The following is an 11,875-nucleotide window of genomic DNA, read 5'->3' as shown; positions in this document are numbered from 1 at the left end:
ACAAGCCCATCATGCTGGCTGGCGGCCTGGGCAGCATCCAGCAGCAGCAGATCCACAAGAACGAAATCCCGGAAGGCGCGCTGCTGATCCAGCTGGGCGGTCCGGGCCTGTTGATCGGCCTGGGCGGCGGCGCCGCCTCGTCGATGGACACCGGCGCCAATAGCGAAAACCTGGACTTCGATTCGGTGCAGCGCGGCAATCCGGAAATCGAGCGCCGCTGCCAGGAGGTGATAGACCGCTGCTGGCAGCTGGGCGAGGCCAACCCCATCGTCTCCATCCACGACGTGGGCGCCGGCGGCTTGTCCAACGCCTTCCCGGAGCTGGTGAACGACGCCGGCCGCGGCGCCGTCTTCCACCTGCGCAAGGTGCATCTGGAAGAGAAGGGCATGACGCCGATGCAGATCTGGTCCAACGAGGCGCAGGAGCGCTACGTGATGGCCATCCTGCCTCAGGACCTGGAGCGCTTCAGCGCGCTGTGCGAGCGCGAGCGCTGTCCGTTCGCGGTGCTGGGCACGGCAACCGACGACGGCCATTTGCAGGTGCGCGACGACCATTTCGACAACAATCCGGTGGACATGCCGCTGGAAGTGCTGCTGGGCAAGCCGCCGCGCATGACCCGCGACGTGAAGACGCTGGAGCCCGAGTTCCAGACCTTCGACGCGTCCAGGTATCCGCTGCGCGAAACCGCCTACCGCGTGCTGCGCCACCCGACGGTGGCCGACAAGTCCTTCCTGATCACCATCGGCGATCGCTCGGTCGGCGGCATGACCGCGCGCGACCAGATGGTGGGCCGCTGGCAGGTGCCGGTGGCCGACGTTGCCGTCACCACCATGGGTTTCAACACTTATCGCGGCGAAGCGATGGCGATGGGCGAACGCACGCCGGCCGCGCTGTTCAGCGCGCCAGCCTCGGGCCGCATGGCCATAGGCGAGGCGCTGACCAATATCGCCGCGGCTTTCGTCGGCCATCTGGGCAATGTCAAGCTGTCCGCCAACTGGATGGCGCCGGCCGGCCATCCGGGCGAAGACGTGCGCCTGTACCGCACGGTTGAAGCGGTGTCCGAGCTGAGCCAGAGCCTGGGCGTCAGCATCCCGGTGGGCAAGGACTCGCTGTCGATGAAGACGGTATGGCAGGAGAACGGCGAGCAAAAGTCGGTTACCGCGCCGATGTCGGTGGTGATCTCCGCCTTCTCCCCGGTGGAGGACGTGCGCAAGACCGTCACCCCGGCGCTGCAGGACGTGAAGGACAGCGACCTGATCCTGATCGATCTGGGCTATGGCCGCTGCCGCCTCGGCGGTTCGATCTACGGCCAGGTGTGGAAAGACATGAAGGGCCGCGCGCCGGACGTGGAAAGCCCGCAGCAGCTGGCGGCTTTCTTCGGCACCGTGCAGTCGCTGCTGCGCGACGACAAGATCCTGGCCTACCACGACCGCTCCGACGGTGGCCTGTTCGCCACGCTGGCGGAAATGATGTTCGCCAGCCATGTCGGCATCAGCGTCGATCTGCAGGAACTGGTGATAGAGCGGCAAAACACCCAGCGCATCATCGACGACTACGTGCAGCCTTCGCTAGAGGCGGCAACCCATGGCCGCATCATGCGCGTGCTGTTCAACGAGGAGCTGGGCGCGGTGCTGCAGGTGCGCAAGGGCGACACGCCCGAGGTGATCGCGCGCTTCATGAAAGCCGGCATCGGCCGCGAGTTGTTCGTGCTGGGCCGCATCAACGGTTATGATCGCCTGGTGATCAAGCACAAGGGCAAGGACCTGTTCAGCGAGAGCCGCAGCGAGCTGTTCTGCGCTTGGTCGGAAACCAGCGCCCGCATGCAGCGCCTGCGCGACAATCCGGCCTGCGCCGACAGCGAACAGCTGCTGCGCAGCCACGCCAAGCCGCGCGGGCTGTTCGCCCAGCTGAGCTTCGACGTGCAGGGCAACCCGGCGGCGCCGTTCATCGCCACTGGCGCGCGTCCGCGCATGGCCGTCCTGCGCGAGCAGGGCGTCAACGGCCAGCTGGAGATGGCGGCGGCGTTCGACCGCGCCGGCTTCGACGCGGTTGACGTGCACATGAGCGACATCATCGCCGGCCGCGTGCAACTGGCCGACTTCAAGGGCTTGGCGGCCTGCGGCGGCTTCAGCTACGGCGACGTGCTGGGCGCCGGTGAGGGCTGGGCCAAGAGCATTCTGTTCAATCCGCGCGCGCGCCAACAGTTCGAGGTTTTCTTCGGCCGCAAGGACACCTTCGCGCTGGGCGTGTGCAATGGCTGCCAGATGATGTCCAACCTGTCGTCCATCATTCCCGGCGCCGAGTACTGGCCGAAGTTCCGCCGCAACGCGTCGGAGCAGTTCGAGGCGCGCTTCACTATGGTGGAGGTCACGGCGTCGCCGTCGATCTTCCTGGCGGACATGGTGGGCAGCCGCCTGCCGGTGGTGGTGAGCCATGGCGAAGGCCGCGCGGTGTTCGCGCCGGGCAGCCAGGACCAGGTGCTGACCGCGTTGCGCTACATCGACTTCGACGGCCGCGCCACCGAAACCTATCCGCTGAACCCCAACGGTTCTCCCGCGGGCATCACCGGCGTCACCACGCCGGACGGCCGCTTCACCATCATGATGCCGCACCCCGAGCGGGTGTTCCGCACAGTGCAGAACAGCTGGCATCCGGCTGAATGGGGCGAGAACGGCGCCTGGTTCCGCATGTTCGCCTCGGCGCGGCGCTGGGTGGGTTGATTCGGCAGTGCGGTTGTGAGCAGCGAAAGCAAACGGAAGCCAGATGGCTTCCGTTTTTCGTTTCCGGGGCCTGGGCGATGGTTGCGGGAAGAACGTGCGTTGCGCCGGCGGGCAACCGCAATGACAATGCGTTTGGTTTGCCGCGGATGCTTGCGCGTCTGGTTCGTTTTCCGCGCGGACGTATCCGTCGGCCTTTTCATGACGCGATGGCGGCGTTTGCGGGAAATCATGCAGGCAAAATCCAATCGGGAATTTTCCGTTTTGAATTGGAATCGCGCCTGTTTGCGGTCTCTCATTGCTTTGTCATTGGCGGGGAAAAGCGTTTTTGCGATAATCGCCGCCTGTCCGGCCGGAATCCATTGAGGACGAATATGGCCCGGCCGGATACGCTCCAGGAAATGGCGTACCTGGCGCTTGATACCAATCATTGCCGATTCCGTGAAGAGATTAAAATGAAAAAGACTATCCTGACACTTTCCCTGCTGGCGGCGACCATGCTTTCCGGTTGCGCGGGAACCAATTTCAAAAGACCGGATGCCGGCGCGCTGACGCTTGGCCAATCCACGGCGGCGGACGTGGCCAGGGTGATGGGCGAGCCGCAGCAAAGCGGCGAGGCGATGAAGAACGACCAAACCATCAAACTGGCGCGTTATGCTTATGCTTCCACGTCGGGCGCGGCCCGCTACCCCGGTGTCACACCGGCCCGCGCCATGGTATTTTCCACTTTCAAGGATGTGCTGGTTGGCGAGGAGTTCAATAGTTCGTTCGCCGAAGACGCCACCGATTTTGATGAAGGCAAGGTGTCGGCGTTGCGGAAGGGTGCGACCACCCGCTCCGAGGTGATCGCGCTGCTGGGCAAGCCCAGCGGCGAGGCGATCTATCCCATTATCAAAAGCAAGACCGGCAAGGGCGTGGTATATGCCTATACCCACGTTACCGGCACTGTGTTCAATATGAAGCTTTACAGCAAGCTGCTGGTGGTGTCGTTCGATGAGCGAGATGTCGTCAGCGACGTGGAATACTCCTCCAGCGGCAGCAAGTAAGCGGCCCGCGCCGCCGTGAAAAAGCCCGGGCCTCATGGCGCCGGGCTTTTCATCATTCTCCTATGGTTTCATGCGCGCCGACGTCGCCGCTTTTCCAGTAGCCGGCCACGCGCATCCTGTCCTTGTCTATTCCCAGCTGTTGCAGATGCTTGTGCAGCGCGCGCATCTCGCCGCTTTCTCCCGCAGCCCAGACATAGCCCGCGCCGGCCGGCAGAGCCATTTGCGCCACCGCTTGCAGCAGATTCTGCTGCTGATCGCGGTGCCGCCAGACGATTTCCACGCCGGCGGGGCGGCTCAGCGGCAAGCGGGCGGTCTCATCGTCCACCAGGATCAGCGCGGTGCCGACGCTGTCCGCCGGCAGTTCCTCCAGCCGGCGGGCGATGGCCGGCAGCGCCGTTTCATCGCCTATCAGCCAGTGCCAGTCGAAACCGGTCGGCACCACGCGCGAGCCGCGCGGGCCGCCTATTCCCAGGTAGTGGCCGACTTGCGCCTGTGCCGCCCAGTCGGATGCGACGCCGCCGTCATGCACCACGAAGTCGATGTCCAGCTCGCCGGCGGCGGCATCGTAACGGCGCGGGGTGTAGTCGCGCATCGCCGGCTTCGCTTGGCTGGCGGGAAAGGTGATGCCGCTTTCGCCGACTGTGGGGATGGCCGGCTGGCTCTCGCCCGCGGCGGGGAAGAACAGTTTGATGTGGTCGTCGAAGGAGGCGGAGATGAAGCCCGCCAGGTCTTCACCCTTCAGCGTGATGCGCAGCATGCGCCCGGCAAGCCGCTGGACGCGGCTGACCTGCAGCAGGCGGAATTTCAGCGGGTGGCGCAGTTTTTGTATGGTCAGATCCTGATGCATGGTGGGTTCCTTTATTTTGTTGGCCCGGTGATTTCGGTGGCGGCGCGCTGCAGGATCTCCGCAATGCGGCGCTGCTCACAGGAGTCTGCCTTGTCGCGCAGCAGCAGCGCGTGCTTGAGCGCGCGGCGGGCTTCTATCAGCTCCTTGATCCAGCCGGCGGCGCCGTCTTCGCCGATCTCCTCGCCGGCGTAGGCGCGGCGCGCCAGTTCCATCTTGCGGCCGATGTGGTTGAGCTTGGCCAGCATCAGCTCCACATGCTCGCGCTTGACCGCAAGATGCTGATGGCCGGAGTCGGCTATCGAATAGCATTTGCGGTTGCCGCTGCTGGCGACGGTGACATGGCCGACTTCTTCTAGATAGGTGAGGGCGGGATAGACCATGCCTGGGCTGGGGCTGTAATAGCCGTTGGAGCGGCCGGCCAGCTCCTTGATCAGTTCGTAGCCGTGGCTGGAGCGTTCGGCGATCAGCGCCAGCAGCAGCAGTTGCAGGTCGTCCGAACTGAATTTGCGGCCGCGCGACAGATGTTCGTTGTCGCCGGCGTAGTGGGCGTGGCGTCTGCCGCCGCCGCGGCGATGATGTCCCGTCATGGCCTGAAACAGGCGGCGGAGCGAGTTGGGGCGTTGCGAGGGGCTGTGGTGTAGGGGGCGCATGACGGCTCCTAATACGGAAAACAGTCTTAAGATATATGTCTTAAGATATGAAAGTCAAGCGGCAAGTTCAGTTGTCTGGAAAAATCCGGTTTTGTGTGTGGGTTATTTAATGACAAAAGTCAATAATATTAAGATTGATATTGAAATTGAATAATCGAATGCGTTATCGTTGCCCGTTGTTTACAAATCAACTGGATGGGGCAATGGCGAGAACAATTTCATTGAAGCGACGATTGCTGCTGCAGACGGCCGGCACCATCGTATTGGTATGTGTGCTGGGCGCGTTGTTGATGAATGCTTTGCGCCAGCAGATGCTGTCCGACCGGCACGATCTGGTGCGCCATCAGGTGGAGGCCGCCGCCAGCCTGGTGGCGGCGCATGAGGAGCAGGCGGCCGCCGGCATGGTGCCGGAGGCCGATGCCAAGCGCCAGGCCTTGCAGGAGCTGGCGCGGCTGCGTTTCGACGGCAACGAGTATTTCTTCACTCTGGACCGCAATATGGTGTGGCTGGCCCATGGAATGAATCCCAAGCTGGTGGGCAAGGACATGCACGGCGTCAAGGACGCGACCGGCATAGGCATGGGCCAGCTGTTCGACCGGGTGCTGCGAGAGAACGGCGGCAAGGGCTTCGCCCAATATTACTGGGACAAGCCGGGAGCCCGCGTGCCGCAGCCCAAGCTGGCCTATTTCCAGACCACCTCCCGTTGGGGGTGGGTGGTTGGCACGGGCTTGTATCTGGACGACATCAACGCGGTGCTGCTTGACCAGGTGTTGAGCGTGGGCGCGCAGGTGTTGCTGTTCATGGTGGTAAGCCTGTCGCTGGGCTGGTGGGTGTACCGCAGCGTGATGCGCGAACTGGGCGCCGAGCCGTCCGAGGCCGCCGCCATTGTGCGTGAAATCGCCGCCGGCAAGCTGGACCGCGAGATACGTCTGGCCGCGGGGGACAAGGACAGCCTGCTGGCCCACATCCGCGAGATGCAGGCTCAGTTGCGCCAACTGGTGGGCGAGATCATGCGCGACGCCGAGGAGTTGGGCAGGCTGAACGCCGACGTGGTGGGCGGCGCCCGCATGGTGGCCGACAATTCCCAGGGGCAGAGCGAGGGCGCGGCGGCGATGGCGGCGTCGGTGGAGCAACTGACCGTCAGCATCAACCATATCGCCCAGCACGCCAAGGATGCTCGCTCGGTGTCGCAGGATTCCGGCCAGTTGTCGGAGACCGGTAGCGAAGTGATCGCCCGCGCCGTGGAGGAGATGCAGGGCATCAGCGCTACGGTGGACATGACCGAAGCGGCGATTGCCGACCTGGCCAGCAAGACCGCCACCATCTCCAATATCATGCAGGTGATCAAGGATATCGCCGACCAGACCAATCTGCTGGCTTTGAACGCTGCCATCGAGGCGGCGCGGGCCGGCGAGAGCGGCCGCGGTTTCGCCGTGGTGGCCGACGAGGTGCGCAAGCTGTCCGAACGCACCGCCAAGGCGACGGAGCAGACCGCGACCATGATCGACGAGATCCAGGCCAGTTCCGACCTGTCGCGGCAGAATATGAGCGAGACGGTGACCAGGGTGAAAACCGGCCTGGAGCTGGCCGAGCACGGCGGCCAGCTGATCCAGCAGATTCATGGCAGCGCCAGCCAAGTGGTGCGGGTGGTCAACGACATCTCGCACGCGCTGCAGGAGCAGGGCACCGCCAGCCAGGACATCGCCCGTCACGTCGAGCAGATCGCCCAGGTGGCGTCCGGCAACGCGGTGGCGGCTACCCAGGCGTCCGAGAGCATACAGCGCATAGACGAGGTGACCGGCAGCCTCAGGCAGTCGGTGGCGCAGTTCCAGGTTTAAGGCTGCTGGTCAGCGGCATGGGGCCGGATGGATGTTGCCGCCTGGCCTTTTTCGCTTCCGCTGGGTCAGGGATGGGCGGTCAGCGAAAACCGCGCGGGGTCGGATGCATGGCCGCGTTGCCGGTAGAACTTGTCCAGCTCCGGCTTGTAGCGTTGCAGCGATGCCGGCGACAGCCAGCGCTCCTGCGCCGCGCGGTAGGCGGGGTCGTTCACCACCTGGGCAAGCAGCGCGTCGATTTTCAGGATGGCCTGCCGACCCCACTCCGTGCGCGGGCAGGCGATGCCGACCGGTATCAGCGCGGCGCCGGCCAGCGGCAGGCTGACCAGAGCCTGGTTGCCATGGCTCCGCTGTTGGTAATTGAGATCGGATTCGTAGTCCAGCGTGTAGTCGGCCCGGCCCAGCTGCAGCAGCTTGAACAAGCCCTCATTCGACGGCAGGTTCTGGATGTCTCGCAGATTGGACTTGTCCTTGTCGCTGGCCAGCTGCCTGTCGATGCCGGCGGTATAGCTCCTGCCGGCGGCGACGATGCCGCGCAGATCCGGTTGGCGGATCAGTTGTTCCAGTACTACCTCGCCTTTGTCGTTCAATGGCGCTTTCGCCGCCACTTCGCGGCGGATGATTACCTGCAACGGCAGCTGCATATGCGTCAGCGTGAAGAAGGCGAGCCTCTCCCGCGTTGGGGTGGGAATCAGATTGAGCCGGCAGATGGGGCTCTTGTTCTGCAATTCCAAGACGCTGCGCGCGGTGCTCATCACAATGAAGCGATGCTCGGCCTGCGGCCATTTCTGCATGATCAGCTTCAGGTAGACATCATTTTGTCCGGTGGTGGGCTTGCCGTCCCGCACGATGAAATTGGGCGGCCAGTCGGACAGCACCCACGTCATCTGCGTTGCCGGTCGCGCCTGGGCGGCCGGCGCCATCGCGGCAAGGCAGAGCGCCAGGATGATTGTGGACAGGCGTCGCATGAGGTTCTCCGGTGAAGCGGACGGATGCGTCGGCGGGGGCTTGCCGTTTTCGCCAGCCGGACGCGACTGGCAGCTTCATTTTATAACGCTTCCGCGGCAGCTCGGGATATTCAGGCACCAAATGGCAATTCCCCTGTCTCTTGTCAAGCGCGCTTGGCGGGGACTGACATCCATCAGCTGAAATCAGGCAGCGCATTGGCATAGACTTCCATTTTCAATTTGGCGGACGGCAAGTTTTCTTTGCATCCGGCGCGTGTGATGCAGTAGCATGGCGCCCGCTCGTTCATACATGTGTTTGATCCGTGTGTGGCGGGGCAGGTGGCGATGGCGGCATAAGCGGTCGGTAGCAAGATAACAACATGCCGCAGGGGCAGCGCACGATGGTCAGCAGGGAAAGCGGCGGGATAGCCGGATGATGGTCGCCACACATGTCGCGTTCGGCGCGTTTTGCGCGGTATCCGCCGCCTTGTTGCTGCATTTGCCCCCGATGCTGGCGCTATTGCTGCTGGCTGGAGGCCTGGCCGGTTCGCTGCTGCCAGACATCGACCATCCCAAAAGCTGGCTGGGCCGGCGCATTCCCTTCATCTCCCGCCCGGTGGCCTACCTCTTCGGCCATCGCGGCATCACCCACAGCCTGCTAGCGGTGGCCGGCGTGTTCTACGCCTGCATCGCCTGCCTGCATGGCTGGAACATCAGGCTGGGCCACGCCATGCCGCTGGTGCTCGGCATCTGCGTAGGTTATGCCTCGCATCTGGTTGGAGACTGGCTGACGCCGGCCGGTATTCCGCTGCTGTGGCCCATTCGCATCCGTTTCCGCGCGCCGCTGATGCTGTTGCGCGGCAAGATGGCGGAGCCGCTGATGGTGGTGGGGCTGTGGTTTGGCGCCGGCTTCCTGATGTGCAAAACCCTCTGACCGTGAATGATCGACCCCGGCGGCTGTTGCGCCGCGGGTCCCCTTGGCTTGCGATCCTGCGTTTTTGATCCCGGCTTTCCTTGTCGCCATTTTTATACGGACGTATAAGAAATGAATGGGCTTATCCGGCAAGCAGATTGATACCCGCCAGCGCCTGTTGCGGAAAGGCTTGGCCATGGTGGCGCGCACCGGCGTGCGCGGATTGGTGGTGCGCGAGCTGGCCGCCGCCGGCGTCAATCTAGGCAGATTCGTCTACCACTTCGGGAACCGCGAGCGCTTTATCAGCGAACTGGTGGAGTTATGGTACGCGCCCATCTACCGCCAGTTGCGTCCGGTGGCGCGCTTGCAATCCGGCGACGCCCTGTCCCGGCTGCAAGCCGTCCTGGAACAATTGCTGGAGCTGGCGGCGCAGAATGCCGGCTTCCTCAGCCATGTGCTGGCGGATGCGCTGGCCGGGGAACCGGCCGCGCAGGCTTTCGTGTTGCGGCTGCCGTCCCGTCACTTTCGGCTGCTGATCGTGTTGCTGAGCCGCGCGCAAAGGCAGGGGAGGCTGATCGCGGCGCCGGCGCCGCAATTGCTAGGCTATCTGATGGCGGCGATCGGGATGCCGCTGCTGCTGGCGCGCGGCCCGCTGGCGGCCTGCGACTGGCTGCCGCCGGCTGTGCGGCAGCTGCAAGCCTGGATGGCGGATATCGAGGCGGCGAGACAAAGGCTGGACTGGGCGCTGGCGGGCATCTCGACAAGGGGGGAGTCGCAATGAAAAAGATCTGGGTGGCGGCTGTCGCGCTGCCGGCATTGCTGGCCGGCGGCATCGCTTACTACTTCTACCAGAGCGCAGCCGAGGCGGAACGCCAATCCACGCTGTACGGCAATGTCGACATCCGCGAGCTGAGCCTGGCCTTCCGCGTGTCCGGCCGCCTGGCCTTGGTGCAGGTGGACGAGGGCGACAGCGTGCAGCCGGGCCAGATACTGGCGCGGCTGGATGCCGAGCCGCTGCGCAACAGCCTGAACGCGGCGCTTGCCAACGAGGCGGCGCTGGCGGCGCGCAACGCGCTGATCCACAAGGGGAGCCGCAGCGAGGACATCGCCCAGGCGCGCGCCAGGCTGGACGCGGCGAAGGCCGCGTGGGTGCAGGCTGAAAGCGAATATCGCCGCCAACGCGAGCTGGTGCCGGCCGGCGGCAGTAGCCAACAGTTGCTGGAGGCCGCCCGTTCGCAGCGCGATCAGGCCATCTCCCAGCGCGATGCCGCCCAACAGCAGCTGCAGCTGCTGGTCAAAGGCTACCGTCCGGAGGAAATCGCCGAATCCGACGCCCAGCTGAAACAGGCGCGGGCGGACCTGGCCGCCGCCCGGCTGGCGCTGCGCGACGCCAACCTGCAGGCGCCCAGCGCCGGCATCGTCCTCACCCGCGCGGTCGAGGCCGGCAGCATGGTGCAGGCTGGCACGCCAGCCTTCAGCCTGTCGCTGCGGCAGCCGGTGTGGGTGCGCGCTTATGTCGGCGAACCCCAGCTGGGGCGCTTCGCCAGCGGCAGCAAGGTGCTGCTCAGCAATGACAGCCACCCGGACAAGACCTATCACGGCGTGGTGGGCTTTGTGTCGCCCACCGCCGAATTCACGCCCAAATCGGTGGAAACCGCCGATCTGCGCACCTCGCTGGTTTATCGCATCCGCATCGTGGTGAGCGACGCCGACGCCGGGCTCAACCAGGGCATGCCGATGACGGTGAGGCTGGCTCCGTGAGCGCGGCGCCGGCTATCCTGACGCAAGGCCTGGCGAAGCGTTTCGCCGGCGCGGTTCAGGATGCGGTGACCGACGTCAGCCTGGATATTCCCGCTGGCCGCATCGCCGGCTTGGTGGGGCCCGACGGCGCCGGAAAAACCACCTTGTTGCGCATCCTGGCAGGCCTGCTTGCGCCAAGTGCGGGCAGTGTGCGGGTGGCGGGCCTGGATCCGCAGGAAGATGGCGAAGCCTTGCGCCGCCAGGCTGGTTACATGCCGCAGAAGTTCGGCTTGTACGAAGACCTGACAGTGCAGGAAAATCTCGATCTGTACGCCGACTTGCGCGATGTGACGGGCGGGGAGCGCATGCAGGATTTCACCCGTCTGCTGGCGCTGACCGACCTCTCGCCGTTCACCGGCCGCTACGCCGGCAAGCTGTCCGGCGGCATGAAGCAGAAGCTGGGCCTGGCCTGCTCGCTGCTGGGCCGGCCGCGGGTGCTGCTGCTGGACGAACCCGGCGTGGGGGTGGACCCGATCTCCCGCCGCGAGCTGTGGAAGCTGATCCGCGCCTTGTCGGCCGACGGCATCACCGTGCTGCTCAGCACCGCCTATCTGGACGAAGCTGAAAGCTGCGACGTGGTCTATCTGATGAACCAGGGCCGCATCCGAGCAGGCGGGCCGCCGGCCGAATTGACCCGCCCGTTGGTGGGCCGCTGCCTGCAGCTGACCGGTATCGCCGGCAACCGCCGCCAAGTGCTGCAAAGACTGCTGCGCCAGCCGCAGCTGATGGACGGCACCATACAGGGCAGCAGCCTGCGCCTGCTGTTGCGCGACGAGGACCAATGGCCGGATCTGCAGCTTGCCGAGGCGGGGCCGGACGCCCGCCTGCAAGCCGCGCCGCCGCGGTTGGAGGATGCCTTCATCAGTCTGCTGGGTGGTGGACCGGGCGGCGACTCCGTGCTGGCCGAGGTGATGCCGGTGGTGGCTGAACATGCCGGCGAGGCGGTGATAGAGGCCAGGGGCCTGTCTAAACGCTTCGGCGACTTCTACGCCACCGACGACGTCAGTTTCGCGGTGCGGCGCGGCGAGGTGTTTGGCCTCCTGGGTCCCAACGGCGCCGGCAAATCCACCACCTTCAAGATGGAGTGCGGGCTGCTTAAGCCCAGCGCCGGTCAGGCGCT

Annotated in this window: 10 protein-coding genes; 7 read left to right on the top strand and 3 right to left on the bottom strand. The window is 64.9% G+C overall.

Annotation, left to right across the window (positions count from 1 at the left end):
- A partial coding sequence (purL, locus tag BI344_RS22090) for a phosphoribosylformylglycinamidine synthase (protein WP_071114942.1) occupies nt 1-2,720 on the top strand: 2,720 nt, incomplete at its 5' end.
- Nucleotides 2,660-3,763: an outer membrane protein assembly factor BamE gene (locus tag BI344_RS24220; RefSeq protein ID WP_139167117.1), complete on the top strand. Its 1,104-nt coding sequence runs from the start codon at nt 2,660-2,662 to the stop codon at nt 3,761-3,763. The genes purL and BI344_RS24220, both read left to right, overlap by 61 nt.
- Nucleotides 3,764-3,815: 52 nt before the next feature.
- On the opposite strand, the gene BI344_RS22080 is transcribed toward BI344_RS24220, so the two are convergent.
- Together BI344_RS22080 and BI344_RS22075 are read right to left on the bottom strand one after the other, a co-directional pair.
- A complete protein-coding gene (locus BI344_RS22080) occupies nt 3,816-4,610 on the bottom strand; it encodes a siderophore-interacting protein (RefSeq protein WP_071114939.1) in 795 nt (264 codons plus the stop codon).
- Nucleotides 4,611-4,621: 11 nt separating this feature from the next.
- Nucleotides 4,622-5,260 carry a PadR family transcriptional regulator gene (locus BI344_RS22075; RefSeq protein WP_071114938.1) on the bottom strand — a complete coding sequence of 213 codons (639 nt, stop codon included), beginning with the start codon at nt 5,258-5,260 and terminating at the stop codon, nt 4,622-4,624.
- Nucleotides 5,261-5,463: 203 nt separating this feature from the next.
- On the opposite strand from BI344_RS22075, the gene BI344_RS22070 reads away from it, so the two are divergent.
- A complete protein-coding gene (locus tag BI344_RS22070) occupies nt 5,464-7,098 on the top strand; it encodes a methyl-accepting chemotaxis protein (protein WP_071114937.1) in 1,635 nt (544 codons plus the stop codon).
- 65 nt (nt 7,099-7,163) lie between these two features.
- Here the strand turns inward: BI344_RS22070 and BI344_RS22065 are convergent, their stop codons facing one another.
- A complete protein-coding gene (locus tag BI344_RS22065; protein ID WP_071114936.1) occupies nt 7,164-8,063 on the bottom strand; it encodes a TIGR02285 family protein in 900 nt (299 codons plus the stop codon).
- 412 nt (nt 8,064-8,475) lie between these two features.
- Here BI344_RS22065 and BI344_RS22060 point away from each other — a divergent pair, with 412 nt between their 5' ends.
- From BI344_RS22060 to BI344_RS26255, 4 genes are all read left to right on the top strand, one after another.
- Complete coding sequence (locus BI344_RS22060; protein WP_071114935.1) at nt 8,476-8,976, top strand: metal-dependent hydrolase; 501 nt, start codon at nt 8,476-8,478, stop codon at nt 8,974-8,976.
- A 115-nt stretch (nt 8,977-9,091) separates the two neighbouring features.
- Nucleotides 9,092-9,736: a TetR/AcrR family transcriptional regulator gene (locus BI344_RS22055; protein ID WP_071114934.1), complete on the top strand. Its 645-nt coding sequence runs from the start codon at nt 9,092-9,094 to the stop codon at nt 9,734-9,736.
- Complete coding sequence (gene hlyD, locus BI344_RS22050) at nt 9,733-10,716, top strand: secretion protein HlyD (RefSeq protein ID WP_071114933.1); 984 nt, start codon at nt 9,733-9,735, stop codon at nt 10,714-10,716. Before BI344_RS22055 ends, hlyD begins: the two co-directional genes overlap by 4 nt.
- Nucleotides 10,713-11,875: ATP-binding cassette domain-containing protein (locus BI344_RS26255; RefSeq protein ID WP_277620479.1), on the top strand; the 1,163-nt coding region annotated here is incomplete at its 3' end. The genes hlyD and BI344_RS26255, both read left to right, overlap by 4 nt.

This window comes from Chromobacterium sphagni (assembly GCF_001855555.1).
Classification (GTDB): domain Bacteria; phylum Pseudomonadota; class Gammaproteobacteria; order Burkholderiales; family Chromobacteriaceae; genus Chromobacterium; species Chromobacterium sphagni.
Note: the sequence above shows the minus strand (reverse complement) of the source record. Positions and strands in the feature narration are given on the sequence as shown.